This is a genomic window from Pseudoalteromonas thalassia (assembly GCF_049257215.1).
GTDB classification, from domain to species: Bacteria; Pseudomonadota; Gammaproteobacteria; order Enterobacterales; family Alteromonadaceae; genus Pseudoalteromonas; species Pseudoalteromonas lipolytica_C.
In genome coordinates this window covers 90,440-116,547 of record NZ_JBMMUE010000011.1, presented here as the reverse complement: position 1 = coordinate 116,547, position 26,108 = coordinate 90,440, and the positions used below count along the sequence as shown (strand labels likewise).

Genomic DNA, 26,108 nt, shown 5'->3' with positions numbered 1-26,108 from the left:
ATCGTAAATAAAAAACAAAACCACTAAGACGTACTTTTACTTTCGCACAGACAATAAAAAAGCACCGCTGCGGTGCTCTTTTATTAGCCAGAATTTTGACTAGCGGAACAGTACATCCTCTTTATTAAACCATTTAACACAAAACGCGAGTAATGCACCTGCCACAATGACTGTCGCTAAGAAAATTAACCCCACTAATGTGTAATCAACTGTGCCTTTAATGATTTCTTTAATTGCCAAAGCTACATTTGTAACAGGAATAAAGGCTGTTTTGCTTGTAAGCTCTATATTAGGTAAAACTGAAAGCACTATGGGGAAAAATACGCCCATGCTAAGCGGCGCCATATAGTTTTGCGCTTCTTTGAATGTTCGAGCATAAATAGAAATAGCTAACGCTAATGAGGAAAAAATAGCTGCAATCGGTAACAGTAATACAAAGATCAGCCCTAAATCTAATACCGTTAAAGAGCTAAATGCGTTTTTAACAACAGCTAAATCAACAAACGCAATTGCAACCGCGATCCATATTCCCATACTCAATACAGTAATTGTCGTTGTTGCAATCGATGACGCTAATAAAGTAATAAACTTACCAAGTACCAATTGAGTGCGTGTTATTGGTGTTAGTAGCAGAGTTTCTAACGTTCCACGTTCTTTTTCACCAGCACCTAAATCAATCGCAGGATACGTTGCGCCCACCAATACCAGAGGAATAAGTAGATAAGGAATAAACCCACCTATTTTCTCACCCAGATTTTCACGTTTATCTGCGGTATCAACCTTTACAACTTTGATAGGCTCGATAATGGCAGCTTGTTGCTGCTCAGATACGCCAAAGCTTAATAATTTGCTAGTACGCAGTTTATCGCCATAGTCTTTTGCAAGCTCTTTAACGCGGTCAAATAAAAAGTTAATTGCCTTTGCATCGTTATAAACAACTTGCCATTCACTTTGCTTAGCGTCGTCTAGTGTTTGCTTTGCGTCTGACGGTAAATAGATACCCATATCGATGGTGCCTTCTTTTACCGCATTAGTGAGGTCTTCTACGCTATTAAAGGTTTCGTCGCCTTTATATAAAGTAAAGCTTTTGTGGTAAAACACCTTATCTGTAAACTCTTGCGCGTAGTTACCATTAATAATTGCGTAGGTATGCACTTCTTGCTCGGCCTCAAGTGCCGCTTGCGAGCTAATAAATGCCATAACAGCAAATAACAGTGGGAATATAGCAACCGGAAGAGCAACGACGAATATCAAGGTTTTACGGTCACGTAGCAGCTCTTTTAATTCCTTTTTAAATACTTCAAACATCACGGCTCTCCGTTAAAATATTCATAAACGCTTGGTTTAGCTCTTCGCTTTTACCCGTTTGTTTAAACTCATCTAAGGTGCCATCAAAACAGCTAATACCTTGATTAATTACCGCAACCCGATCGCAAAGTAACGCTACTTCATCTAAGTGGTGGGTTGAGAAAATAACCGGTGTACCCTGCTCTTTAAGACCACGAATAAAGTTAATAACAGTTTGCGTTGTCATAATGTCTAAGCCAGTCGTTGGCTCATCAAGAATAACCACGTCAGGGTGATGAACAACAGCGCGAGCAATATTGGCCTTTTGTTTCATACCCGTAGAGAGGTTTTCTGCACGTTTATCAATAAAATTGTGCATATCAAGCAATGTAAATAACTCATCACAACGTGCTGCTACTGCTTTTTTGCTCATACCATGTAAACGGGCAAAATATTCTATGTTTTCTTTAACCGTCAAACGCCCGTATAAGCCAGTACTGCCAGATAGAAAACCGATAGATTTACGGCCAACTAATGGCTTTTTAACAATATCGTGCCCAGAGATAGTAATACTACCTTCATCTGGTTTTAAAGCTGTTGAAATCATTCTTAAAGTGGTCGTTTTGCCAGCACCATTTGGACCTAACAACCCTAACACTTCGCCTTTATTACATTGAAAGCTAACGTCTCTTACAGAATGAAAAAACTCTTTATCTTCACGGGGATCTATATTGTCCGTTTTATTTTTCTTATGATCTTTCGTTAGCTTAAACTTTTTCTTAAGCCCTGCGACTTCAATCATGTGCGTTTCCTTCGTTTCGGTCTAAAGTAATCGGTATTACTATAAAAATCTGGATTTTCATTGTCAGTCCACCAACCCGGCACACCTAACAATGGCAGCGGCGATAAATTTTTATTGTCCCGCAAGCAATCATCATTTTTTATCATCTCATAAAGACGTTGATCTAGATACGCATATTGCTCGCTTAAATCTTTACAAAATATGTCATCAGGAACAACAACAAACAAAGCCTTACCTGTTAGGCCTATATAAGGCTGAGTGAGCATTTCGTAATTAGCGTGACCAAACATATATGGCCTAATACTTTTCCCCCATTGTTGTCGCTGCTCAACAAACGCCTGTTGCCATTGGTGGTCGCGTAACAGCTGTTGCCAACTTTGTTCTGTAATTGCAAGCACGACACCACATTCATCAAATAAAGTCAGTGCGTTTCTATGTTTGCTACGCTCTTTTAGACCGTGTAGTTTAATTTCTTCTATATGTTGATGATTGATCAGCGCTTTGGTTTTTGGGAATAAACACCAAATAAATCCGCCAAAAAGGTCGTGCCAATTTTGTTGTCTTGTTGGTACTTGCCCAGTTTCAAAGATAATTTGTTCGTAATAGCGAGTTTCGTCAGCAAATTTTTCATCTTCAACAAAACTAATGGCGGTGCCTTGTGATGTTTGTGCATTCAGATACTGACTAAACCAGTGACATGAAGGCCAATCTGATAGCTTATCTATATTAAATAGTGTTGCTAAATCAGCAAAGGCACCGGTTGTTAAGTATTGTGTAGACCACTGCTCGGGTGCGGTAAATCGTTTCATTGCGTAATATATTAACTTCTTGATGTATTGTGACTAGTTTACCGCAAAAACTGGTTCTCATTAATAGAACCTCATATACTAATGCCACCATAAAACAAAAAAAGAGCTATTATGAAACGCTATTTTCCAGTGACACTCCTTGCAAGTGCTATCATTGCAGGCTGTGCTTCAACAAGTATCACTTCAAATGATGTAGAAAAAGCCTATCAAAGCATTAACTCAGAGCAATTAGCTGAGCATATTAAAGTGTTGGCATCAGATGAGTTTGGCGGCCGTGCACCATCATCAAAAGGTGAAGAGCTTACCCTTGCCTATTTAACTGAACAATTCAAAGCATTAGGTTTTGAGCCGGGTAACGGTGATAGTTTCTTACAAGAAGTACCGCTTGTTTCACTTGAAGCAGATTCAAACATGGTACTGACTATTGGTGGCAAAGATTACCAATACAAAAAAGACATGGTTATGGGCAGTAGCCGCATAAGTGCAAAAGAAAGTATTAAAGACTCAGAACTTGTGTTTGTTGGTTATGGTGTCAATGCACCTGAATACAACTGGAACGACTACGAAGGCCTGGACGTAAAAGGCAAAACAGTTGTCATGCTGGTAAACGATCCTGGTTTTGCGACTAAAAACCCTGATTTATTCACCGGTGATGCCATGACCTACTATGGTCGTTGGACATACAAATACGAAGAAGCGAGCCGTCAAGGTGCAGCAGGTGCAATTATCATTCACGAAACAGCACCAGCTTCTTACCCTTGGTCTGTTGTTGAAAACTCTTGGAGCGGCGAACAGTTTGGTTTCCAAAAAGAAAACAACAACATGGATCGTGTTGCTGTTGAAGGCTGGGTAACCACAGACGTTGCTAAAGAGTTGTTCTCGAACGCCGGTTTAGATTTCGACACCATGAAAGCAAATGCTGCAAAAGGTGCTTACCATGTTGATATGGGCGACCTAACAGCCAGCGTTGAAGTAAACAATACGATTAAAAAGTCAATTTCGTATAACTTTATCGCGACTTTACCGGGTAGCGAAAAGCCAGATGAGCACATCATTTATTCTGCTCACTGGGACCACCTTGGTACAGATAAAACCCGTAAAGGCGACCAAATCTATAATGGTGCCCACGATAATGCGACTGGCACTGCAGGTTTAATTGAAGTGGCAGAAGCGTTTGCAAGTTTACCAGAGCACCCTAGCCGCTCAATGACATTCTTAGCTGTCACGGCTGAAGAGCAAGGTTTACTTGGCTCTAAATATTATGCTGCAAACCCTGTGATCCCAGCTTCTCAAACTGTTGCAAACATCAATATGGATAGCTTGAACTTATTAGGTAAAGTGAAAGATATCAGTGTTGTTGGTATTGGCAAATCAGAAATGGATAGTCTGCTAGAAACAGCTGCAAAAGCACAAGGCCGTACAGTATCTGGCGACCCTAAACCGTCTTCAGGTGGTTACTATCGCTCTGATCACTTTGCGTTTGCAAACATGGGTGTACCAGCAATGTATGCCGGTGGCGGTAGTGAAGCCCTTGATGAAGAAACAGCAAATTACCGTAAGCGTATGAGTTTAGTGCTTCGTGGTTGTTACCATCAGCCATGCGATCGTTACCGTGATGAATGGGATTTATCAGGTGCCGTTCAGGATCTTCAGTTATTCTATCAAGTAGGTTTTGATATCTCTGAGCGTAAAGAATGGCCTAAATGGAATGCTACTTCAGAGTTCCAACGCCAATAGATGCAAATGAGATTGATTTACATTAAAATCTAATTTACAGTGTAACCTGATTAATTTTTAGGTTGCACTGTATGCTCTCATTATCACAAACATCGAGTTTCATTCCTAAAAAAGTGAGGTGTTATATTACGGATAATAAACGCTTGTTTTTACCCCTTCTTTTGCTTGTTGCATTAGTAGAACCAACAACGCGTGAATTTACCCTTCAAGCTTTAAGTGATGCTTTTTTTCAAGTATCAGTATTTGTTGCAGCCACCTTATTAATCTATTACTACCTTATTGATCGCCTTCCTCAGTTACAGCTTAGCTATTTACGTGCTAAATCAGGCATTCTAGAAGTGAGTTTTGCTTCAATCTTAGGTGCTTTACCTGGCTGTGGGGGTGCCATTATTGTGGTAACCCAATTTACCAAAAAACAAGCTAGTTTTGGTTCTGTTGTTGCAGTCTTAACCGCAACCATGGGGGATGCTGCTTTTTTGCTATTAGCCACTCGCCCACTTGATGGTTTATTAATGATGTTAATCGGTGTTGCTGTGGGCGTTATTAGCGGTCAGTTAGTTAACACATTTCATAAAGCTGATAAATTTCAACCTGATGAAGCAAGCGAATACACAGAACCGCCGCAGTGCCGACCAAGCGCTTTGAAATTTAGCCGCTCTGTTTGGAAATTGACCCTAGTACCAAGCTTGATAGTTGCCTTTGTTATCGCCACCAATAACGACCTTAGCGTATTCGGTAATAGCGTTAATCAAGGTATCACCCTATTTGGCTCGATTATGGCGTTATTCACTGTAGTTGTATGGGCACTTTCATCTAAAGGCAGCAGTTATAAACAAGTAACCAGTGAAGAGGCTCCTTGTACTCCACCTTCAAAACTAACAAAGGTTTTAATGGACACCCACTTTGTTACGGCCTGGGTTGTCGCCAGCTTTATGCTTTTTGAAATTTTAGTTAATCTGGCTGGTATAAATTTGATCGTATGGTTTTCTGACTACGCATATTTAGCACCGCTGGTGGCTGTAGCAATTGGTTTATTACCTGGTTGTGGGCCGCAAATTGTCGTAATGACACTCTATATTCAAGGTATTATTCCATTTAGCGCGATGGCAGCAAATGCAATTTCGAATGATGGCGACGCCCTATTCCCAGCAATCGCATTAGCACCAAAAGCAGCGTTAATGGCAACTGTGTATTCAACAATACCGGCACTGTTATTCGGTTATGGCTTGTACTTTTACGGAATATAATTTTTGCTTTAGATAATAAAAAACCAGCCGAGGCTGGTTTTTTAATGCTTGTTAATGTTAGCTCATCGCCATCATCATTTTTGCAGGATCTTCTAAGTATGACTTCCACAAATTGTTGAAGCGGGCAATCGTTCCGCCATCAATCACGCGGTGGTCGCCAGACCAACTTACTTGCATAATAGCAGCTGAAATTACATTACCTTGTGCATCAAAACGAGGTAAATGCTGCAGTTTACCTAAAGCAACAATCGCTACTTCAGGTTTATTGATGATCGGGGTTGCAATTGTGCCGCCAATCGCACCAATGTTAGAAATGCTAATAGTGCCGCCTTTCAAATCATCTGGTGAAACACGACCATCACGTGCCGCTTCAGTTAAACGAGTAACCTCATTTGCAACATCTACAATGCTCTTTGACTGACATGATTTAATGTTTGGCACGAGTAAACCAATCTTAGAATCAACCGCCATACCGATGTTATGATCATCAAAGTAAGTCAGCTCACTGCAATCATCATTAACTTGTGAGTTAAGTACTGGGAATTGCTTAATAGCTAATGACAGCGCTTTGATAAAGAACGGCATCATAGTGAGCTTAACGCCCTGTTGCTTATACTGCTCTTTTAACTCGCTGCGCATTGCAATTAGTTTAGTCAGGTCGATTTCATCACAGAATGTAAAGTGAGGAATTGTCGAAACTGAGGCAACCATTTGCTTAGCCATTGCGGCTTTAATGCCTTTAATTGGCTCAACACGACTACCACCAGACACTGCTGTTACAGTTGCCGCTGGTTCTGCCGCTTTTGGCGCAGCTTGTTGTTGTGTTTCTTGGCTTGGTGTTTCGTTTAAGAAATCTTCGATATCTTGTTTGTAAATCCGGCCATTTTTACCAGAGCCTGGTACTTGCGTTAAATCAACATCTAGTTCGCGGGCTTTACGACGAACAGCAGGTGAAGCAACTGCTTTTTTGTTAAGTTGTTTAGTTGCGCTAGATGCAGGTGCTGGCTTTTCTGCAGATTTAGTCACTGCATTTGTTTGTGCTTTAACTACCGCAGAGCTTACATCAGGCTCTGCGCTTTGGCCCGCAATGCTCATTTGAAATAATGGGCTATGAACCGCTGCAATATCACCTTTTTGGTAATAAAGCTTTTTCACTTTACCTGTGTATTTAGCCGGAATTTGCACCAATGCTTTGTCTGTCATTACATCACACACAGCTTGGTCTTCAACGATTTCATCGCCTTCACTCACTAACCACTCAACAATTTCACACTCAACGATACCTTCACCGATATCTGGCAAAATGAAATCTTCTAAGTGCTCACCAGTCTCAGATGGTGCTTCAGTAGCCGCAGAAGCTTGAGCTTCTTCGCTTTGTGTTGGTGCTTCGCCATCAACATCCATTGCAAATAATGGCGCATGGACTTTCGCAATATCACCTTTTGCATAATATAGCTTGCTGATCACACCATCATGGACAGCTGGAATTTGCACAAGCGCTTTGTCGGTCATCACATCACAAATAGGCTGGTCTTCTTTTACAGCATCGCCCTCTGCAACTAACCACTCTACAATTTCACACTCTACGATGCCTTCGCCGATATCTGGCAAGATAAAATCTTTAGACATACTGACTCCTAAAACTCAACTGATTGCTTAATCGCAGCAAGCACTTTTAGTGCATCCGGCACATATTCTTTTTCAAGTGCTAATGGATATGGCGTATCTAGACCACACACGCGAGCAATTGGCGACTCAAGGTGTAAGAAACACTCTTGTTGAATTGTTGCAACGATTTCAGCCCCAAAACCATTAGTGATTGGTGCTTCGTGGCTAACGACTAAACGACCTGTTTTAGTCACTGATTTAGCGATTGTCTCAACATCCCAAGGTAAAATAGTACGTAAGTCGATAACTTCACAACTAATACCTTGTTCAGCTGCTTTTTTAGCCGCATCTTCAACGATTTCCATCTGTGCGCCCCAAGCAAGCAAAGTGACATCAGTGCCTTCTTGCACAACTTCAGCTTTGCCAAGTTCGATGCTGTAATCTTCTTCTGGTACTTCGCCCGTTGATGCACGGTATAAACGTTTTGGCTCAAAGAAAATAACAGGGTTATCATCTTTGATTGATGCACGAAGTAAGCCTTTTGCTTGATAAGGATTACGTGGCACAACTAACTTCAAACCTGGTGTATGAGCAAAATAGGCTTCTGGTGATTGTGAGTGATATAAACCACCTGCGATACCACCGCCATACGGAGTACGAATTGTTAGATTGCCTACATCAAATTCATTACCACTGCGGTAACGGAATTTAGCTGATTCATTCACGATTTGGTCAAATGCAGGGAAAATATAATCTGCAAATTGAATTTCAGCTAAAGCAGGTGCACCAAACGCCGCTAAACCATTAGCAAAACCTAAAATACCTTGCTCAGTTAACGGTGTATTAAACACACGGTGCTTACCATATTTTTCTTGTAAGCCCGATGTTGCACGGAATACACCACCAAAATAACCAACGTCTTCACCAAAAATACATGCATTTGGATGCTCTGCCATGGTGATATCAAGGGCAGAGTTAATTGCATGAAGCATGTTCATTTTAGCCATTACTTTAATCTCCCAGCAGTTGTTGGATAAGCATCAGGATGCTGCAAAATGTGCTCTTTTAATTGTTCGTATTGTTTTTGCAGTGATGGGATTGGCTTATCATAAACATCAGAAATGAGATCTTCTAATGCTGGTTTTGCTACTTTTTCAGCACGCTTAAGCGCTGCTAAAATTTCTTCACGAATTGTTTCTTTGTCTTTTGCGTCTTGCGCTTCGTCTAACCAACCTTGTTTTAGTAACCAGTTACGGAAACGTTCGATTGGACAGCCTTTGTGTTTAGCTTCTTCGTCTTTGCTGCGGTAGCCGCTTGGGTCGTCACTCGTTGAATGAGCCCCTAAACGATAAGCGATTGATTCAATTAAAACTGGCTCACCATGTTTAGTGGCAATTTCACGTGCTTTTTTAGTTGCAGCATAAACTGCAAGGGCATCAGCACCATCAACACGGATTGTTTTAATACCATAACCGACACCACGAGAAGCAATACCATCCCCTTTAAATTGCTCATCAGCAGGGGTTGAAATCGCATAGCCATTATTACGAGCAAAAAAGATAACTGGCGCTTGGTGAACAGCAGCCATATTCAAGCCCGCATGAAAATCACCTTCTGAGGCTGCACCCTCACCAAAATAACAAATGGTGATGTTATCAATTGTGCTGTTTAACTCACCTGTTTGTGGGTCAATATGGCGAACTTTTTGACCATACGCATAACCTGTTGCTTGCGGAATTTGCGTACCAAGTGGTGATGAAATTGTCATGTAGTTAAGTTCGCGTGAGCCATAGTGAATTGGCATTTGGCGACCTTTACCCAAATCTTTTTCGTTTGAAAACATTTGGTTCATGAATTGGTCAAGTGTAAAACCTCGGTATCGCAAAGCGGCTTGTTCACGGTATTGGGCCATGATCATATCGTTTTGGTCAAGCGCTGCTGCTGATGCGGTTACAGCCGCTTCTTCACCTAAACATTGCATGTAAAAGCTTACACGACCCTGACGCTGTGCTGCTTGCATACGTTCATCAAGTGCTCGAATAAAACGCATTGTCTCGTATAAACGGATTGCGGTTGCTTTGTCGATATCGGGTGCGGTGGCACCTTCATGAATGTCGCCTTCCTCATTAAGAATACTTAATGTAGGGATCGTTAATGCGTGACCATCAATAAATGACAGATCATGATTAATGTTTAGCGATACGTTATTTGGATTACTCATAACCTACCTTCTTTCGTTGTCAGAAACCTACGCCACTGCCCTTATTTGTGTTTATTATCAGCATTTGCTGTAAGGATAAAGTTTGCGCAATATTCAATCTAATTAAATTAAACTGCCGTCACTTTACGTTAACGTAAGTTGTTATTCAACTAATCATAGACGAATAGATGAGAAATGGCTAAAAACGCATGGAAAGTTAACTATACAACAAAATAAACTCTTTATAGTCATATAGTTAACTTAATATAGATGGGTGTTAATGCAGAGATTTTAAATAAAGTTGCTATCAACTTGCATTGGGATAACGGTAAGCAAAGCACGCTGACCTAAGGCTACATCAGCGTTTGGGAAGATAATAGCTTCACCCTCTACCTCCGCTTCATATCTGGTCTGACCATCAATTGCCAATAATTCACCCTTTGCGAAACCGGTGAAGTTTTCTACATCATCAGCAAATGGGAAGCTAAAGTCTTCACACGTACGGTTTATTGTTCTATAAACTGAAAACAACTCAAAATCATCTGCATTAAATTCTTTATAATCCACCTTTTCTTGACTAATTAATGCAGTTAAAGTTTGTTTGGTTTTCTCGAAACGGCTCATGTCATTTTCACCAAATGGCTTTACTTGACCAAGCTCTACCGTAAATGAATCAGCACCATGTACAAACGACGAGTAGTAACTAAACGTTGTTGCCGCTGATTTCATCATTAATACTGTGTTTACACCACAGCTGAGTAAAAATTGCAGCTGTGATTTTTTCCACGGTTTTCCATGTAAGAATGGGTATACAGCAAACTTTTCATTTTTAGAGCCACGAATTGCAGTATGAAGGTCATAATGAAAACGCTCACTGTTGTGGTTGCCTCTTTGGAAGAAATCAGAAACAACATCCTCAAGCTGCTTAGCGCGAACTCGCTCAGGGTTTGAAGCAATACCTTCTACAGTATGGTGACCGTTAAACAGGCGGTTTAGGTTTTCATCTACAAAGCGCTTACCTATATTAATCGACTTTGGATTTCCAAAAATAAACAGTACACGCTGCTTAAGCGGCAGTTGTTCTTTAATAATTGCTCTAATTAATTGGTCACAAATTTCAATTGGCGCCGTTTCGTTACCATGTATCGCACTTGAAAGAACAATATCTTTGTTTGTTTGCTGATTTGGTTGAAATTCAATGATGCCCGTATCATGAACTGTCACATCAGTGCCATTTTCAAGGGTGAATGCACAAGGCTCAAGTGAAAATTCATTGTTACGGGTTAAGGTTAAAAAGTCGCCATTGCTTTTTAATTCGTCAAGATATGAAGGAATTGAATAGCTCATTGTCCTATCCTAAAAATACGTGAGAGTAGAATACAAAAACGGCTGAGAATCTCAGCCGTTTTAAAAGATAAAAATGAAATTAGCTAATTACTGAATCAACCAGTTTTTTCGCTTCTTTTTCTAGTAATGCTAGATGCTCTTCACCTTTGAATGATTCTAGGTAAATTTTATAGATATCTTCTGTGCCTGATGGACGAGCTGCAAACCAACCATTTTCGGTAACAACCTTTAAACCACCAATAGCAGCATTATTGCCAGGTGCATGAGTTAGTTTTTGTGTAATAGCATCACCCGCTAAGGTACTGGCAGTTACATCATCTGCTGATAACGCTTTTAGACGCGCTTTTTGCTGTGCATTAGCTGGGGCATCAATACGTTTATAAATAGGTGCACCAAACTCTTGCTCAAGTTCTTTGTATAGCTGTGAAGGTGTTTTAGCCGTTACTGCTAATATCTCAGCCGCTAGTAAACCTAAGATAAAACCGTCTTTGTCGGTGTTCCACACTGTACCATCGAAGCGCAAGAATGACGCCCCTGCACTTTCTTCGCCACCAAAAGCAAGTGTCCCCTTGCTTAAGCCTTCAACAAACCATTTAAAGCCTACTGGTACTTCTTTTACTTCACGGTTATTACGTGCAACCACTTTATCAATCATTCCGCTTGATACGAGCGTTTTACCAATTGCAACATCTTTTGACCATTCACGGTTATTTAGTAAGTAGTCAATTGCAACCGCTAAAAAGTGATTTGGATTCATTAAGCCGTCAGGTGTAACAATGCCGTGACGGTCATAATCAGGGTCGTTACCAATACCAATATCGTAGTCATCTTTTAATGCAATAAGATTAGTCATTGCATAAGGAGATGAGCAGTCCATACGGATTTTACCGTCTTTATCCAAAGGCATGAACGAGAATGTTGGATCAACAGACTTATTTACGACCGTTAAGTCTAAATTATATTTTTCGGCAATCACTGGCCAGAAGTTGATACCAGAGCCACCGAGTGGATCCACACCAATTTTGATTTTTGCATCGCTAATAGCTTTTAAATTAACAATGTTCGCTAAGTCATCGACATAAGGTGTTATTAAATCTTGGTATTTGATAAAGCCAGAACGTGATGCTTTAGCAAACGGAAATAACTCTACAGCAACTAAATCTTCAAGCAGTAATTGATTTGCTCTATCTTCAATCCATTTAGTAACGTCAGTATCAGCAGGTCCGCCATTTGGTGGATTATATTTGAAACCACCATCTTCAGGCGGGTTGTGTGATGGAGTTACAACAATACCATCGGCCAATTCATTTGGATTTTCTTTATTATGACAAACAACTGCGTGGCTGATCACTGGGGTTGGCGTATAGTCGTCATTCTCTTGAGTAATAACTTGCACTTCATTCGCAACCAACACTTCAATTGCTGAATTAAAAGCAGCTTCACTTAAAGCATGCGTATCTTTGCCAAGAAACAGAGGTCCAAAAATGTTATTTTCTTTACGATAATCACAAATTGCTTGAGTGATCGCTAATATATGCGATTCATTAAATTTTACATCGAATGAACAACCGCGGTGACCAGACGTACCAAAAGCAACGCAATGCTCTGGGTTTTGTTCAAGATCAGGTTCATTTAAGTAATAAGCAGAGATTAGTTTTGGAACATTTACTAAGCTCTGTTGTGGCGCAGGTTTCCCTGCCTCTGGATGAATCGCCATATTATTTCCTTACCTATTATAAGTAATCACGAATTTTTTCTGCTTCGTCCGCACTATAGCCTAGGCTTAAGGCCACTTCATGAAGCATCATTTTTTTTCTGGTTGTATTTGAGTTAGTCATCACCCAATACTCTGTATCGGTGATATTTTTTGGATTCATACTACTGCCACTTTCAAGCAACGCCTCTTTACTAGTTGCAAAATAGACGCGGTCACGGCCTTTAATTTCTAGAACGTTCGCAAAATCTGCTTTGTGTGTTCTGTAAAGCGCTGCCAAGATAAATAAGAAACGACCAACAACACCTTTTTGCATTGCCAGTTCTTCTTTGTTTAACACATTAAACACATTACCTTTGACTTGTTGTGCTGTTGTGACAGTTTCGACTTGTTCAGGTTCATCGTGTTTAGGGGCTGGTTCTTGCTCTATTGCTTGTTCAGGTTCAACAACTGGAGATTCTTGTTCAGTTTTGCTAGTTGCTGTTTCAACGGGCGCTAAGGTGCCATCAGAAAGGTTTAATAAACGACGTAAAATAGTGGAAGCGCTCTCACCAATACTTTGCGTGTTGCTAGCTATGTATTGATATAACTCGTCGTCTATGTCAATTTTTTTCATGTTATTCCTGTCTTTACGGGTCACATTATAAAAGTTCTCGATGATTATACCTAAGCTCGCAGTAATTCTCTATGTTTTGCAATTTGTTATTTCGCTAGGCAAAATACTGCCATTAAAATTAGGAGTTGAAAATGCTATTAAACTACCAACAAATGGGTCAAGGTTCAGACGTTGTGTTGATCCATGGTTTGTTTGGCTCGCTAGAAAACCTCAATGTAATCGCAAAAGCCTTAGCTGAAAATTACCGCGTAACGAATATCGATTTACGAAATCATGGTAAATCATTCCACAGCGATACCATGAATTACCATGCTATGGCTCAAGATGTCAGTGAGTTACTTGAACACTTGAACATTAATAAAGCTCACATCATTGGTCATTCAATGGGCGGTAAAGTTGCTATGCAATTAGCCCTTAATCACCCAGCGCTAATCAATAAACTAGTGGTGTTAGATATCTCTCCTGTTGCTAATAACCCTCGTCATAGTGCTATTTTTGCAGGCCTGAATGAGGTAGCCGAGTCGAATGTTGCTGACAGGAAAGCCGCTGATGAAGTCCTTGCAAAGCACATAGATGAAGTGGGTGTACGCCAGTTTTTATTAAAGAGCTTTGCTAAAAACGATCAAGGCCACTACCAATGGCGCTTTAATTTAGCGGTTATATATGAGCAATATGGAAATATTTTAGCTCAAGTTGATGAAAATGATTCTTGTTTATGTGATACTTTGTTCATCAAAGGTAATGATTCAGACTACATCTTAGCTGAGCACCGCCCTGCAATTATGGCGTTATTTCCTAATGCTAAAGCAAAAATAATTCATGGCGCTGGTCATTGGTTACACGCACAAAAACCGCTTGCCGTAAATAAAGCAATTAGCGATTTTTTAGCCACATAAAAGACAGATAAATTTCGCTGTTTTTGATCGTGCGCACTAAATTATTATGAATTTGTGTGGTATAGTACGCGCCGTTTATTTTGAAGGTTTATACGTTGATGGTCAGTCAGTTAATTAACGAATTTGATACCTTAGGGTTGTATTTTGGCTTAGCCGGCATTTTCTTTTTTATTGGAATGGCAATTCAAGACGTCCTTAAAAAAGGTGATGTACCAAAATTTGGCCGATACATCGTTTGGTTAGTGCTATTCTTAGGCTGTTCTGGGTTTATAGCTAAAGGTCTTATTCAAGTCTTTTGGCAAGGCGCAGGTGTGGGCTAGATATGGCAAAATCAGAAACAGATAGAACAACACCCGATTTATTTGAATACGAGAAACGTCCAGGTAGACCTAAAACAAATCCCCTACCTCGCGACATGCAATTAAAAGTAAATAAACGTAATCAAATAAAGCGAGATAAAGCACGTGGTTTAAAGCGTGTAGAATTTAAGGTTTCATCACAGTTATATCAGGCATTAAGCGATATGGCAGATGCGCAGAATATTAGCCGTAGCGCGTTGATTGAAACAATTTTACAAGAAAGATTGGCTATTGATAGATAGAAGGTTTTAAATCCATGTCAAGCGTAGGTATTTTTTTCGGAAGCGACACAGGTAATACTGAACACGTAGCTAAAATGATTCAAAAAGAATTAGGTAAAAAGCTAGTCGCGGTTCATGACATTGCAAAAAGTTCTAAAGAAGAGATTGCTGAATTCGATTTATTGTTATTCGGTATTCCAACTTGGTACTACGGTGAAGCGCAATGTGACTGGGATGATTTTTTCCCTGAATTAGAAGAAGTAGACTTCGAAGGTAAACTGGTTGCAATTTTCGGTTGTGGTGACCAAGAAGACTATGCTGAATACTTTTTAGATGCAATGGGTATGATCAACGACATCGTTACTGAGCGTGGCGCGATTGTAGTAGGTCACTGGTCAACTGATGGCTATGACTTCGAAGCATCAAAAGCATTAATTGATGACAAAACGTTTGTTGGCTTAGGGATTGACGAAGATCGTCAACCTGAACTGACAGAGCAACGTGTAAAAGACTGGTGCGCTCAAGTTTATGAAGAGATGTGTTTAGCGGAACTTGCTGATTAATAACAAGTACTACTCGCATTTACTAGCTGATGTAAAGATGCACAACCAGTTCGTTTTCGTCTAAAAAAACAGCAATCAAACGAATTGTTCTTTGCACTTAGTAACTAGGCACGTTATTCTAACAGTTGCTAATGTGTCGTGTGCATCTTAATGATGCCTAGTATAACTAAATAAATTGAGACAGATTGAATGACTGATCACAACTTGGAACTAAAAAAAGCAGGGTTAAAAGTAACTTTGCCGCGTATTAAAATTTTAGAGATTCTACAATCTCCAGACAATCAACACATCAGCGCTGAAGATGTCTATAAAATTCTATTAGACAAAGGCGAAGAGATTGGTCTTGCAACTGTCTACCGTGTACTTAACCAATTTGATGATGCTGGTATTGTATCTCGCCACCACTTCGAAGGCGGCAAGTCAGTATTTGAATTATCAGGTAGCACTCACCATGACCACCTCGTTTGTCTTAAATGCGGCAAGGTTGTTGAATTTGAAGATGATTTAATCGAACGTCGTCAAGAAGAGATTGCTACAGAAAATGGCATTAAATTAACTAACCACTCTCTTTACCTTTATGGTGAGTGTGAGGACAAAGTTAAGTGTAAAGAATACGCTGAGTCAAATAGCTAATTAGCTGTTTATTTCAGACATAAAAAAACCTGCTTTAAAGCAGGTTTTTTTATACCTATTAAAATCAATTAGATGATTTCTAATAGCTCAACATCAAAGATTAGTGTTGAGAAAGGTGCGATTGCAGCACCAGCACCACGCTCACCATAAGCAAGCTCATGCGGTACGTATAAACGCCATTTTGAACCAGTACCCATCATTTGTACTGCTTCAGTCCAACCTTTGATAACGCCACCCACTGGGAATTCAGCTGGTTGACCACGCTCATAAGAGCTATCAAATACCGTACCATTGATAAGTGTACCATGGTAATGCGCACGAATTGTTGAATCTACAGTTGGTTTCTCACCATTGCCTTCAGTAAGCACTTCGTATTGAAGACCTGACTCAGTTACTGTTACTTCAGGACGTTTTGCATTTTCTTCTAAGAAGGCAATACCTTCAGCAGCAAGTACTTTAGCTTCTTCTTCGCGGCGAGCTTGGATTTCAGCATTGATCTTTTCAAAGGCAGCTTGAATTGCTGGGATTTCAACTTGGAAATCGTTACCAGTGTATGCGTCTTTCATACCTTCAAATACAGAGTTTAAGTTTAAACCTTCAAAAGGGTTTGCTTTTAATTGCTCACCCATTTGTAAACCAATACCGTAACTTGCTTTTTCAGCGTCTGTTGTAAAATTATCTGACATGTTTAAATTCACGTTTATTTAGTTAAAAGACGTGCTCATACTAACATAAAAAAACAACGAATATCGCTTAGTTTATTGCGTTTGCTCAGTGTTTAAACTAATTCGTTGCTTTATTTTTTCAATGACTAATGTTGCAACCGGTAAACTTATCACCATAGCCAAAATAAAATATGTATCTTTTAAACTCGCCTGCCCCATTAATATTAAAGGCACTACAACAAGCCCAACTACAGCGATAAATATTGCCGCAATAACAGGCCAATGTTTGTCGTACTTACCAATTAAATGACCTACGAGTACATTGAAACCAATGCCATACGCAATTGAGGATAACAATCCGTAATCTGGTTGTGCATCATGAGCCATAGCAACAAGTACATTAATGCCACTATGATAAAAATAAGAGAAGATACACCAAAGTAAAACATGCTTTATCATTCTTATAGGTGTAGAAGGTGTGCTTGCTGACATTATTTATCTCCAGATAGCAAAAAACCGCCCTGTAGGCGGTTTTTTTAAATAATGGTGGAGAGATAGGGATTTGAACCCTAGAGGGGCTACAAACCCCTGCCGGTTTTCAAGACCGGTGCATTCGACCACTCTGCCATCTCTCCGTACGGCGCGCATAATATTAGTTACCGTGGTCGATGTAAAGCCTTAATTGTAAAAAAACAATAAAAACTCATATTTAGTAATACTGTTTAGGTCGACGCGCAATCATTGAGCAGACAAAACAGACAATTAAACTGATAAGAGCAAACCCTGCCCCCTGAACAATAACGTCTATTTTGTTTAGATTGTTATTTGGTACTATCACTAATAAAAATGCGGGTAAGCAGGTTAAGGTCAATACATAACAACAAACTTTAAAAGCGCGACCAAAATCAAATCGCTTAGTACTATGCATCCACCACGTAAGTAACAACAAGAACCCAATAGCAGATAAGCCAAGAAATTGTGGCGCTCTAGTTGAGATAGCCACAAAAAAAGTGACGGCAGCACCTATAATGCCCCATATTGACCAAGCGAACCAATTTTCTTTTTCTCGTAAAAATAAGTTTCCCATTGTCCTCGTCTTCTTTATCGTTATTTTTTAAGACTATCCCTACGTTAACAAAAAACAACCGATTAAAAAACACACTGAAGAATAATTATTTTGTTTTTTGCATCCTAATAATTCTTACACTGCAGCCTAAATTAATTAAACTAACACATGCAAGCTTAATAGCATCTGACTGCATAAATATAAAAAAGTTCCTAATTTTTAAAGTCTCTCAAAAAAAGTATCTGGTTTATGCCTAATAGGCTTTTTAATATCAACTTCAGGAGTACCTAAATATAAGAAGCCAACTATCTCGTCATCAATTTTACAATTTAAAGCTTTTTTGACTGATTCACTTTGAGCAAAATAGCCTGTGCGCCAGATCCCACCTAATCCTTGGGCAAAAGCGGCCTGCTGCATGGCAAGCACTGCACAACCAGCACTTTGAACTTGTTCAATACGTGGCACTTTAGGGTTTTCTTTTACATCAGCAATTGCAATGATAATCATAGGCGCGCGAAGTGGTAGTTCTTTTGCACGATTAACCGTGCGCTCATCTTGATGTTCAGCAACTGCAGCTTGATGATAAATATCACCTAATCTATGCCGAGCATCGCCTTCAACAACAATAAAACGCCAAGGAGCAAGGCAACCATGATCCGGTACTTTTATTGCAGCTCTTTGAATAATCTCAAGCTGTTCTTCTGATGGACCAGGAGCAATAAGACGTGGATCTGATTGTCGAGTTTGTAAAAGAGTTAAAGCGTCCATTTAATTCCTATTAAAACATTAATACAGCGCCTCATTTTATAAAGGCATTAAAGTTCTAGCTTATCATTTATATTCACTTGCAATAAAGAGCTTAGTGCGATTTCTAACAAGCCAATAATCGAGGCTAAAATAGCGACCTCCCCCCGAAAAAAATAAGCTAAGTAGCATCACGAAATAGAGCGCTGAAAACTCAATACCATTATTTAAAATCACAGGTTTCCCTTTAGCATACAGGTATTCCGTATAACCATGAATCTCTAATAACTCGCGCATTTTAGTTAATCTCTCACCCGCTTCTTTTGAATTAATCAAACTGGCTTCACTTGCGGGAATTGCAAGCCAACTGAGGACTCTTGCAGGGCTAGTACTCGCATCTGTTGGGGTAACAGCAAACCAGCCATTACTTGCGTGGACAGTCGTTGCAGCAACAAGCATAGTTATCATTAAGGGGATTGCTACTAAACGTGTGAACAGACCAAATAACAGCAAAATGCCGCCTAAAAACTCTGTCCATGCAGCTAAAAAGGACAGTACAGAGGGCATTGGTAAGCCTAACCCCCATTCACTATTGCCAAACCAAGCGACGATATCATCAGAGGCTAAAAAGTATTGATAAAAATGGGTAACATCACCGCTTAAGGCAAGTTTATTAAAGCCGGCAATGATCATCACTGGGGCTAAGATTAAGCGAATAAATAGGCTGGGTAGTCCATCTAAAAACTGAAGTTTAGTTAAGATGCGTTGGTAAAGAGGTAATAAGTGTGTGCTCGACATTGCGGTCTCGTGACTAATTAGATTAATCACACAGACCGCGGGTTTTCTAGTTTACTTTCAATTAAATTTTACGAGCGACTTGTAGCGCTTCAAAAATCGCACGTTTCGCATCAATAGCGGCAGCTAGTTTGGCTCCACCAATAACGTGAACTTTGGCGTTTTCTGTTTGTTTTTCGAATGTTTCTGTATTTGAAACCTGACCAATACAAGCAATCACAGTATCAACATCTAAGATTTGCTCTTCACCTTTAACAGTAATTTTCAAACCTTGGTTATCAAAGCTAAGGTACTGACACTCAGCAATTTGTTTTACACCATGCTGTTTAGCAACTTGACGATGGATCCAACCCGTTGTTTTACCCAGTTCACTGCCAAAACGCCCTGCACTTCGCTTAAGCATGTATATTTGGCGGTTATCTTTTTCAGGTGCAGCTTCACATTCAATACCCCATTGAGTTTTGAATTGCTCAATAGTTTGCCCTTTGTGTTCACTTAAAAAGGCAACCATATCAAAACCAATACCGCCGGCACCTAAAATCGCTATTTTGTTACCTAGCTCTACCTCACCGCGGATCACTTCATCATAGGCAAACACACGCTTGCCATCGTTACATTCTATTTTTGCTTCACGAGGTCTAACGCCTGTTGCAAACACAACATCATCGTATTGGTTAAGCATGTTTTCTGTAAATTCAGTGCCTAGCTTTAAATCAACATTTAAGCGTTTTAACTCATTAGTAAAGTAATTAAGAGTATGGTTAAAGTCTTCCTTACCAGGTACTTGCATTGCTAAATTAAATTGACCGCCCATCTGCTCTTTACGCTCAATTAGAGTCACTTTATGACCTTTTTCTGCTAAATAGCAACTAGCAGCTAGACCAGCGGGGCCTGCACCAACAACAAGCACTAAACGAGAAGATGACGCTTTTTCAAGGCTATAGTCTAATTCAAAAGCCGCCTGTGGGTTAACTAAGCAAGTCGCACGTTTGTTTTTAAATACATGGTCTAAACAACCCTGGTTACAGCCAATACAGATATTGATTTGCTCTGACTTGTTATTTACGTATTTATTAAAAAACTCAGGATCAGCTAATAAAGGACGCGCCATCGAAATTAGATCAGACTCACCCGCCTCTAAAATACCATTGGCTATTTCAGGTGTATTAATGCGGTTTACTGCGATTACCGGTACCGATACTGTATCTTTTAAACGTTTTGATGCCTCTTTAAAGGCGCCTGGTGGTACCATGCTTGCTATTGTTGGAACACGTGCTTCGTGCCAACCAATCCCCGTGTTAAAGATATCAACGCCCGCTTTTTCAAGTGCAAGCGCTTGCTGTTTAACTTCTTCAGGTGTCGAGCCGTTTGGGATCAGATCCATTACAGATAAGCGAAATACAATAATAAATTTTTCACTTACTTTAGCGCGTACAGCTTTTACAATATCAATCGCTAAACGCATACGATTTTCAAGGTTACCTCCATAACTATCCGTACGTTTATTAGTATGGTTGGCCATGAACTCATTAATCAAATAACCTTCAGATCCCATTATTTCAACACCATCGTAACCTGCTTTTTCAGCAAGTTTTGCTGAGCTTGCAAAGTCTTTAATAGTCTTTTTAATTGAGCCTAACGACATTTCTTTAGGTTTATAAGGATTTATAGGTGCTTGAATAGCACTTGGTGCTTGATTAAATGGATGATATGCATAACGGCCAGCATGTAATAATTGTAAGCAAATTTTTCCGCCATGTTGATGCACTGCATCCGTATATGCGCGATGTTTAATCACATCATAAAACGAGTTAAACGTTGAGGCGAAAGGCGATAGTTTGCCTCGTAAATTTGGACTGTAACCACCAGTTATAATTAATCCAGTGCCACCCTTTGCACGTGCTTCATAAAATGCGCGTAAGCGTTTACGGTTGTGCCATCCCTCTTCTAAGCCGGTATGCATTGATCCCATAACCAAACGGTTACGAAGTTCGGTATGCTGTAATTGTAATTTTTGTTCTAACATTGTGTGCCCCGTTAACTGGTCGAACCTCTACTTGAAATAGATTCTGCGGTAATAACTTAGAATAATCAACTTTTCGCTAGTAAATATTCTGTAGCAAATTGTCTTTTTAAACACTCTGTTACTATTTAACAGTTAAATTTAAAGTTAATCTAAGCTAAGATGAGTCATTACAAAGCTGTATTGAATTAAGGATTTATTTTGCTAGCAAAGATATTTAAAGGCATTTGGACTGGGATTAACTTCTCCCGCCGTTTAGTCCTAAACATTTTATTTTTATTACTAGTAATACTCTTTTTCGTTGCAATAACAGGTGAAGAAGACAAAGTAAAAGTAGCAGACGGAACTGTGTTGCGCCTCAACTTAAATGGCCCAATAGTTGAAGAAAAAACTTACGTTGATCCTGTAGAAGCTGCGATTAATGACGCAACTATGGGTAAAGAAGAACCATCAGAAATTTTACTAGATGATGTAATCGAAGTTATCAATGAAGCAACCAATGATGATCGCATCACTGTAATGCTACTTGACCTACAAAAAATGCCTAGTGCACACATCAATAAGCTTAAGCAAATTACTAAAGCTATCGATGAGTTTAAAGCGGCTGGTAAACAAGTCATTGCTACAGGCTATTATTACACTCAAGCACAATATTATATTGCAGCCCATGCTGACGAAATCTCAATGCATCCTTACGGTGGTGTGAGTATCGAAGGCTATGGCATGTTCCCTCTTTACTTTAAAGAGGCATTAGAAAAGCTAAAAGTAACACAGCATATTTTCCGTGTTGGTACTTATAAATCAGCAGTCGAACCATTTATTCGCAACGACATGTCTGATGCAGCTAAAGAAGCGAACAGCGTTTGGTTAACAGCACTTTGGAATGAATATAAAACAGATGTTGCTGCAAGCCGCCCATTCGATGAAAGCAATTTTGATGAACATATGGATGTGTACTTAGCTAAAATGCAGGCCGTTGACGGTAACTCTGGTCAGTACGCTTTGAACAATCAATGGGTTGATTCTTTAAAAACATCACAGCAAATCCGCCAGCAACTGATTGAATTAGTCGGTGCAGAAGAAACCGGTAAAACCTTTAAGCAAGTCAGTTTCCGTGAATATCTATCATTGGTAAAACCACCTGTTGAATTTGACAACCCAATCACTGAAAAAGTAGCGGTTGTTGTTGCTAAAGGCACTATTGTCGATGGCGAACGTAAAGCCGGTGAAATCGGTGGTGATTCTACAGCTGCCCTACTTCGTAAAGCTCGTTTAGATGACAAAGTAAAAGCAGTGGTATTACGTATAGATTCAGGCGGCGGCAGTATGTTCGCATCTGAAGTTATTCGAGCTGAAGTTTTAGCTCTGAAGGCTGCTGGTAAACCGGTTATTGCTTCTATGAGCTCGGTAGCAGCATCGGGTGGTTACTGGATTGCCTCAGCCGCCAATGAAATTTGGGCTGCACCTAGCACAATTACAGGTTCAATTGGTGTGTTTGGTACGTTCATGACATTTGAAAATACTATGGCTGAACTGGGTATTTATTCAGATGGTGTTGCGACAACAGATCTTGCAGGCTTCTCAATTGCGCGACCGCTTGATGAGAAAATGGCAGATATTATCCAACTAAGTGTTGAAAATGCATATAAACGCTTTTTAGATGTTGTGGCTGAAGCGCGCAATATGACACCTGAACAAGTAGATAAAATTGCTCAAGGTCGTGTATGGATTGCAACACAAGCAAAAGAGCTTGGTTTAGTTGATAAACTGGGTGACAAGCAAGATGCAATTGAAGCTGCCGCTGAACTAGCTAAACTTAAGCATTATGATGTTAAAACCATCAAACAATCGCTTACACCGCAAGAGCAAATGCTTCAAGATATCTTTGGTACAGCAGCAGTTAAAAGCTTCTTTGCTAAGTCTGATCCATCACAATCAGTATTGGCAACACAAGCTAATTTACAGAGCCTGATCAAGCAACTAAGTAGTGAAGTTGACAATCTTAAAGATTACAACGATCCACAAGGCGTATACGCTCGTTGTTTGGTGTGTAATGTAATTCAATAAGTTACTTAGCAATTCAATTTTAGGTATACTAGGCCCAGTTATTTAACTGGGCCTTTTTTATGAAACGTAAACGTATATATATCGCCTACACAGGTGGTACCATCGGGATGAAAAAATCGAGCCGAGGCTATGTACCGGCTGAAGGTTTTTTAACCGAAACTGTGGTCAATAATGCAGAATTTAATCGTGACGAAATGCCTTTGTTTGATATTCACGAATATTGCCCACTGATTGATTCTTCAGATATGTCACCTGCCCACTGGCAACTAATTGCTGACGATATCAAAAGTAAATACCAAGACTATGATGGCTTTGTGGTTCTGCACGGTACAGATACTATGGCTTATACCGCTTCTGCCCTGTCATTTATGTTCGAGAACTTGACAAAACCTGTGATTGTCACAGGCTCGCAAATTCCGCTTTCTCAGCTTCGTTCTGATGGCCAAGTAAACTTACTTAATGCCATGTATTTAGCCGCTAATTACCCAATTGCTGAAGTAAGCCTGTTTTTTAATAACCAGTTGTTCCGTGGTAACCGTGCGACAAAAGCCCATGCTGATGGCTTTGATGCCTTTGCATCACCGAACCTTGAACCATTAGCACTGTCTGGAATTAATATTCAACTGATCAAAGGGCAACTAAGCCCTTACGTTGATAACGAACTACAGGTGTCAAATATCACACCACAGCCAATTGGTGTGCTTTATCTCTACCCTGGGATAAGCCCAAAAGTGGTTAAAAGTTTAGTTAATGACGACATCAAAGCACTTGTTTTATTAAGTTTTGGCGTGGGTAATGCCCCGCAAGTTCCGGCGTTCTTAGATATTCTTAATGATGCAAGTAAACGCGGTATGGTAATTGTTAATCTAACGCAGTGCTTAAAAGGCCAAGTGAATATGGGCGGCTATGCCACAGGGAATGCTTTGCTTAATTGCGGTGTTATTAGCGGCTATGATATGACATTAGAAGCCTGTTTGACCAAGTTGCACTACTTATTTAGTCAAAAGCTTGAAGTAGAAACAATTCGACACTTGATGCAAGATAACCTTCGCGGCGAGTTAAGCCGTTAAAAAAAGGCACCAATTGGTGCCTTTTTTCGTTTTTTGATGATTAACGAACTTTTTCGTCAATCTCAACTAAGTCAGTTAAATGGCATATTTCACCGCTGTGGGTTTTAATACCATGTTCACCAAAGTAATCTCGTTGTGCTTGTACAAGGTGACCATTGCTTGGTGTTGTTAACGTCGCAATGTAAGTTTGCGTAGCTGTTAATACAGGGAAAGCAAGACCAGAAGCAACCGCTGCACCTGTCACTTTACGTAAAGCCGCTGACTCACACTGCATAGAATCAATAAATTCTACACCTTCAGCAACGTTGTCTAAGTAATCAGCACGGATAATACAGCCTGCGCGCCATGTTTGCAGCGTTTTAGAAAGATCAACTTTCCACTGATGAGCGCGTGATGCACCTTTGATAAGTGCTAAACCTTGACGATAAGCAAGTAAACTTGCCAGAGTGAATGCATCTTTTAGCTCAGCTAAGTCTAAATCAACTGTGTCAGTTGCTTTAGCAGCGTAAGTCATTTCTTTAGCAGCATGCGTATCACAAGTATTTGTTAAGTGACGTGCTTGAACAGCAGCAACTAATGATGGTACCGCAATACCAAGCTCTAGCGCATTTTGCGCAGTCCATAAACCAGTGCCTTTAGCGCCAACCTTGTTGTCGATTAAATCAACTAGCGGTTCACCTTCTGTTGTTTCGAGGCTCAAGATATGGCTTGAGATTGACAGTAAGTAGCTATTTAATGTGCCTTCAGACCATTCATTAAAAATGTCCGCAACTTCTTTTGGTGAACGATTCGTGCCTAAACGCAATAATTGATACATTTCTGCAATTAATTGCATTAACGCATATTCGATACCGTTATGAACCATTTTCACAAAGTGACCACTTGCAGATTGGCCAACACGGGCAAAGCATGACTCACCTTTATAGCTTGCAGCTACTTTTTCAAACCACGGCTCAACACGCTCCCAGCCGCCTTCTGAACCACTTGCCATCATAGCTGGGCCGTGACGAGCACCTTCGGCACCGCCAGAAATACCCATAGTGGCAAATTCAAATTTGTTTTGATATTTAAGTTTACGGCTTATGCCGTCTTTATAGTTACTATTGCCGCAATCTACGATAATGTCATCACAGTCAACGCCTGCTTCTGCAAGCTCTGTACATACTTTATCAACCAATTCACCAGCAGGAACTAAAAGTAGAATCGAACGAGGCGGCTCTAAGCGTCTAACCATATCATTTAAATCAGACACAATATGTAAACGGTCTGCCAAACCTAGTGCTTTCGCACAGCTTAGTAACTCGGCACCCGCATCTGGGTTTTTATCATAAGCTACTAATGTCAGCCCTTTTTCAATCAGGTTGAGGGCAAGATTTTTACCCATAACGCCTAACCCTACTAATGCAACTTGCATTTAGTGTCCTCCTCGGTAACAACTATTGGTTAGTTAATCAAAATAAATACGCGCGCATTATACCCAAGCAGCCCAAAAATGCGAGCTTCCGAGCTAACTTGCTATAAATCTATAAAAGGCACGCAGCAAGCTGGGGTTAGTATATCAAATTAATAAGGGCATCGGACCAGATTTTTATAATACCCTTTAAAAAGGTATGTGTATTGACGCTACCTGACACCGGTG

General features: G+C 40.0%; 25 protein-coding genes and 1 tRNA gene. 9 read left to right on the top strand and 17 right to left on the bottom strand.

The window, feature by feature from the left end; genetic code table 11:
- Window positions 1-99 precede the first annotated feature (99 nt).
- Genes AAEU31_RS13900 through AAEU31_RS13890 form a run of 3 tightly spaced genes read right to left on the bottom strand, consistent with a single transcriptional unit; the run spans window position 100 to window position 2,898 of the window.
- Window positions 100-1,308, bottom strand: a complete 1,209-nt coding sequence (locus tag AAEU31_RS13900) for an ABC transporter permease subunit (protein ID WP_421967526.1) — start codon at window positions 1,306-1,308, stop codon at window positions 100-102.
- Window positions 1,301-2,089: an ABC transporter ATP-binding protein gene (locus tag AAEU31_RS13895; protein WP_135924416.1), complete on the bottom strand. Its 789-nt coding sequence runs from the start codon at window positions 2,087-2,089 to the stop codon at window positions 1,301-1,303. Before AAEU31_RS13895 ends, AAEU31_RS13900 begins: the two co-directional genes overlap by 8 nt.
- Window positions 2,086-2,898, bottom strand: a complete 813-nt coding sequence (locus tag AAEU31_RS13890) for a DUF3025 domain-containing protein (RefSeq protein WP_421967525.1) — start codon at window positions 2,896-2,898, stop codon at window positions 2,086-2,088. The genes AAEU31_RS13895 and AAEU31_RS13890 overlap by 4 nt, the downstream gene beginning before the upstream one ends.
- A gap of 111 nt (window positions 2,899-3,009) precedes the next feature.
- On the opposite strand from AAEU31_RS13890, the gene AAEU31_RS13885 reads away from it, so the two are divergent.
- Together AAEU31_RS13885 and AAEU31_RS13880 are read left to right on the top strand one after the other, a co-directional pair.
- Window positions 3,010-4,635 carry a M28 family metallopeptidase gene (locus AAEU31_RS13885; protein WP_421967524.1) on the top strand — a complete coding sequence of 542 codons (1,626 nt, stop codon included), beginning with the start codon at window positions 3,010-3,012 and terminating at the stop codon, window positions 4,633-4,635.
- 71 nt (window positions 4,636-4,706) lie between these two features.
- Window positions 4,707-5,882, top strand: a complete 1,176-nt coding sequence (locus AAEU31_RS13880; protein ID WP_421967523.1) for a putative manganese transporter — start codon at window positions 4,707-4,709, stop codon at window positions 5,880-5,882.
- Between the two features lie 57 nt (window positions 5,883-5,939).
- On the opposite strand, the gene AAEU31_RS13875 is transcribed toward AAEU31_RS13880, so the two are convergent.
- The 6 genes from AAEU31_RS13875 to seqA all read right to left on the bottom strand — a co-directional run bounded on the left by AAEU31_RS13875 (window position 5,940) and on the right by seqA (window position 13,367).
- Window positions 5,940-7,511: a dihydrolipoyllysine-residue acetyltransferase gene (locus AAEU31_RS13875; RefSeq protein ID WP_421967522.1), complete on the bottom strand. Its 1,572-nt coding sequence runs from the start codon at window positions 7,509-7,511 to the stop codon at window positions 5,940-5,942.
- Window positions 7,512-7,519: 8 nt separating this feature from the next.
- Window positions 7,520-8,497: an alpha-ketoacid dehydrogenase subunit beta gene (locus AAEU31_RS13870; protein WP_199526539.1), complete on the bottom strand. Its 978-nt coding sequence runs from the start codon at window positions 8,495-8,497 to the stop codon at window positions 7,520-7,522.
- Window positions 8,497-9,711, bottom strand: a complete 1,215-nt coding sequence (locus AAEU31_RS13865) for a thiamine pyrophosphate-dependent dehydrogenase E1 component subunit alpha (protein WP_135924410.1) — start codon at window positions 9,709-9,711, stop codon at window positions 8,497-8,499. The genes AAEU31_RS13870 and AAEU31_RS13865 overlap by 1 nt, the downstream gene beginning before the upstream one ends.
- A gap of 270 nt (window positions 9,712-9,981) precedes the next feature.
- Window positions 9,982-11,037: a succinylglutamate desuccinylase gene (gene astE, locus AAEU31_RS13860; RefSeq protein WP_421967521.1), complete on the bottom strand. Its 1,056-nt coding sequence runs from the start codon at window positions 11,035-11,037 to the stop codon at window positions 9,982-9,984.
- A gap of 79 nt (window positions 11,038-11,116) precedes the next feature.
- A complete protein-coding gene (gene pgm, locus AAEU31_RS13855) occupies window positions 11,117-12,754 on the bottom strand; it encodes a phosphoglucomutase (alpha-D-glucose-1,6-bisphosphate-dependent) (protein WP_421967520.1) in 1,638 nt (545 codons plus the stop codon).
- Between the two features lie 16 nt (window positions 12,755-12,770).
- Window positions 12,771-13,367, bottom strand: coding sequence for a replication initiation negative regulator SeqA (gene seqA, locus AAEU31_RS13850; protein ID WP_135924407.1), 597 nt, complete (start codon window positions 13,365-13,367; stop codon window positions 12,771-12,773).
- 131 nt (window positions 13,368-13,498) lie between these two features.
- On the opposite strand from seqA, the gene AAEU31_RS13845 reads away from it, so the two are divergent.
- From AAEU31_RS13845 to fur, 5 genes are all read left to right on the top strand, one after another.
- Window positions 13,499-14,263, top strand: a complete 765-nt coding sequence (locus AAEU31_RS13845) for an alpha/beta fold hydrolase (RefSeq protein ID WP_421967519.1) — start codon at window positions 13,499-13,501, stop codon at window positions 14,261-14,263.
- Between the two features lie 98 nt (window positions 14,264-14,361).
- Window positions 14,362-14,583, top strand: coding sequence for a DUF2788 domain-containing protein (locus AAEU31_RS13840; RefSeq protein WP_062569139.1), 222 nt, complete (start codon window positions 14,362-14,364; stop codon window positions 14,581-14,583).
- Window positions 14,584-14,585: 2 nt separating this feature from the next.
- A complete protein-coding gene (gene ybfE, locus AAEU31_RS13835; RefSeq protein WP_004586673.1) occupies window positions 14,586-14,864 on the top strand; it encodes a LexA regulated protein in 279 nt (92 codons plus the stop codon).
- A 14-nt stretch (window positions 14,865-14,878) separates the two neighbouring features.
- Window positions 14,879-15,406, top strand: a complete 528-nt coding sequence (fldA, locus tag AAEU31_RS13830) for a flavodoxin FldA (protein ID WP_135924405.1) — start codon at window positions 14,879-14,881, stop codon at window positions 15,404-15,406.
- Window positions 15,407-15,595: 189 nt separating this feature from the next.
- A complete protein-coding gene (fur, locus tag AAEU31_RS13825) occupies window positions 15,596-16,039 on the top strand; it encodes a ferric iron uptake transcriptional regulator (RefSeq protein WP_135924404.1) in 444 nt (147 codons plus the stop codon).
- A 68-nt stretch (window positions 16,040-16,107) separates the two neighbouring features.
- On the opposite strand, the gene bamJ is transcribed toward fur, so the two are convergent.
- The 7 genes from bamJ to AAEU31_RS13790 form a co-directional block, all read right to left on the bottom strand.
- Entirely contained in the window at window positions 16,108-16,725 is a 618-nt protein-coding gene (gene bamJ / locus AAEU31_RS13820) for a BamJ family beta-barrel-assembly machinery protein (RefSeq protein WP_135924403.1), read from the bottom strand.
- A 72-nt stretch (window positions 16,726-16,797) separates the two neighbouring features.
- Window positions 16,798-17,196, bottom strand: coding sequence for a hypothetical protein (locus AAEU31_RS13815; RefSeq protein WP_135924402.1), 399 nt, complete (start codon window positions 17,194-17,196; stop codon window positions 16,798-16,800).
- Between the two features lie 52 nt (window positions 17,197-17,248).
- Window positions 17,249-17,339, bottom strand: a tRNA-Ser gene (locus AAEU31_RS13810).
- Between the two features lie 74 nt (window positions 17,340-17,413).
- Window positions 17,414-17,791, bottom strand: a complete 378-nt coding sequence (locus AAEU31_RS13805; RefSeq protein WP_135924401.1) for a hypothetical protein — start codon at window positions 17,789-17,791, stop codon at window positions 17,414-17,416.
- A gap of 198 nt (window positions 17,792-17,989) precedes the next feature.
- Entirely contained in the window at window positions 17,990-18,538 is a 549-nt protein-coding gene (locus tag AAEU31_RS13800) for an NAD(P)H nitroreductase (RefSeq protein WP_135924400.1), read from the bottom strand.
- 63 nt (window positions 18,539-18,601) lie between these two features.
- A complete protein-coding gene (locus AAEU31_RS13795; protein ID WP_421967518.1) occupies window positions 18,602-19,312 on the bottom strand; it encodes an HvfX family Cu-binding RiPP maturation protein in 711 nt (236 codons plus the stop codon).
- A gap of 61 nt (window positions 19,313-19,373) precedes the next feature.
- The gene (locus AAEU31_RS13790) at window positions 19,374-21,335 is read right to left on the bottom strand and encodes an oxidoreductase (RefSeq protein WP_421967517.1); all 1,962 of its coding nucleotides are present in this window, start codon (window positions 21,333-21,335) and stop codon (window positions 19,374-19,376) included.
- 198 nt (window positions 21,336-21,533) lie between these two features.
- On the opposite strand from AAEU31_RS13790, the gene sppA reads away from it, so the two are divergent.
- Both sppA and ansA read left to right on the top strand, forming a co-directional pair.
- Window positions 21,534-23,399: a signal peptide peptidase SppA gene (gene sppA / locus AAEU31_RS13785; RefSeq protein ID WP_421967516.1), complete on the top strand. Its 1,866-nt coding sequence runs from the start codon at window positions 21,534-21,536 to the stop codon at window positions 23,397-23,399.
- Between the two features lie 59 nt (window positions 23,400-23,458).
- The gene (gene ansA, locus AAEU31_RS13780; RefSeq protein ID WP_421967515.1) at window positions 23,459-24,469 is read left to right on the top strand and encodes an asparaginase; all 1,011 of its coding nucleotides are present in this window, start codon (window positions 23,459-23,461) and stop codon (window positions 24,467-24,469) included.
- 40 nt (window positions 24,470-24,509) lie between these two features.
- Here the strand turns inward: ansA and gnd are convergent, their stop codons facing one another.
- Window positions 24,510-25,883 carry an NADP-dependent phosphogluconate dehydrogenase gene (gene gnd / locus AAEU31_RS13775; protein WP_421967514.1) on the bottom strand — a complete coding sequence of 458 codons (1,374 nt, stop codon included), beginning with the start codon at window positions 25,881-25,883 and terminating at the stop codon, window positions 24,510-24,512.
- Between the last annotated feature and the right edge of the window lie 225 nt (window positions 25,884-26,108).

Excerpts from the sequence above, each read along its gene's own strand:
- gnd (WP_421967514.1), bottom strand. The coding sequence starts at position 25,883 with ATGCAAGTTGCATTAGTAGGGTTAGGCGTTATGGGTAAAAATCTTGCC.
- AAEU31_RS13885 (WP_421967524.1), top strand. The coding sequence starts at position 3,010 with ATGAAACGCTATTTTCCAGTGACACTCCTTGCAAGTGCTATCATTGCA.
- AAEU31_RS13790 (WP_421967517.1), bottom strand. The coding sequence starts at position 21,335 with ATGTTAGAACAAAAATTACAATTACAGCATACCGAACTTCGTAACCGT.
- AAEU31_RS13900 (WP_421967526.1), bottom strand. The coding sequence starts at position 1,308 with ATGTTTGAAGTATTTAAAAAGGAATTAAAAGAGCTGCTACGTGACCGT.
- AAEU31_RS13880 (WP_421967523.1), top strand. The coding sequence starts at position 4,707 with ATGCTCTCATTATCACAAACATCGAGTTTCATTCCTAAAAAAGTGAGG.
- AAEU31_RS13815 (WP_135924402.1), bottom strand. The coding sequence starts at position 17,196 with ATGTCAGCAAGCACACCTTCTACACCTATAAGAATGATAAAGCATGTT.
- fldA (WP_135924405.1), top strand. The coding sequence starts at position 14,879 with ATGTCAAGCGTAGGTATTTTTTTCGGAAGCGACACAGGTAATACTGAA.
- AAEU31_RS13865 (WP_135924410.1), bottom strand. The coding sequence starts at position 9,711 with ATGAGTAATCCAAATAACGTATCGCTAAACATTAATCATGATCTGTCA.
- fur (WP_135924404.1), top strand. The coding sequence starts at position 15,596 with ATGACTGATCACAACTTGGAACTAAAAAAAGCAGGGTTAAAAGTAACT.
- AAEU31_RS13875 (WP_421967522.1), bottom strand. The coding sequence starts at position 7,511 with ATGTCTAAAGATTTTATCTTGCCAGATATCGGCGAAGGCATCGTAGAG.
- AAEU31_RS13800 (WP_135924400.1), bottom strand. The coding sequence starts at position 18,538 with ATGGACGCTTTAACTCTTTTACAAACTCGACAATCAGATCCACGTCTT.
- astE (WP_421967521.1), bottom strand. The coding sequence starts at position 11,037 with ATGAGCTATTCAATTCCTTCATATCTTGACGAATTAAAAAGCAATGGC.
- AAEU31_RS13840 (WP_062569139.1), top strand. The coding sequence starts at position 14,362 with ATGGTCAGTCAGTTAATTAACGAATTTGATACCTTAGGGTTGTATTTT.
- AAEU31_RS13805 (WP_135924401.1), bottom strand. The coding sequence starts at position 17,791 with ATGGGAAACTTATTTTTACGAGAAAAAGAAAATTGGTTCGCTTGGTCA.
- ansA (WP_421967515.1), top strand. The coding sequence starts at position 23,459 with ATGAAACGTAAACGTATATATATCGCCTACACAGGTGGTACCATCGGG.
- AAEU31_RS13870 (WP_199526539.1), bottom strand. The coding sequence starts at position 8,497 with ATGGCTAAAATGAACATGCTTCATGCAATTAACTCTGCCCTTGATATC.
- AAEU31_RS13890 (WP_421967525.1), bottom strand. The coding sequence starts at position 2,898 with ATGAAACGATTTACCGCACCCGAGCAGTGGTCTACACAATACTTAACA.
- ybfE (WP_004586673.1), top strand. The coding sequence starts at position 14,586 with ATGGCAAAATCAGAAACAGATAGAACAACACCCGATTTATTTGAATAC.
- bamJ (WP_135924403.1), bottom strand. The coding sequence starts at position 16,725 with ATGTCAGATAATTTTACAACAGACGCTGAAAAAGCAAGTTACGGTATT.
- AAEU31_RS13845 (WP_421967519.1), top strand. The coding sequence starts at position 13,499 with ATGCTATTAAACTACCAACAAATGGGTCAAGGTTCAGACGTTGTGTTG.
- AAEU31_RS13795 (WP_421967518.1), bottom strand. The coding sequence starts at position 19,312 with ATGTCGAGCACACACTTATTACCTCTTTACCAACGCATCTTAACTAAA.
- pgm (WP_421967520.1), bottom strand. The coding sequence starts at position 12,754 with ATGGCGATTCATCCAGAGGCAGGGAAACCTGCGCCACAACAGAGCTTA.
- seqA (WP_135924407.1), bottom strand. The coding sequence starts at position 13,367 with ATGAAAAAAATTGACATAGACGACGAGTTATATCAATACATAGCTAGC.
- AAEU31_RS13895 (WP_135924416.1), bottom strand. The coding sequence starts at position 2,089 with ATGATTGAAGTCGCAGGGCTTAAGAAAAAGTTTAAGCTAACGAAAGAT.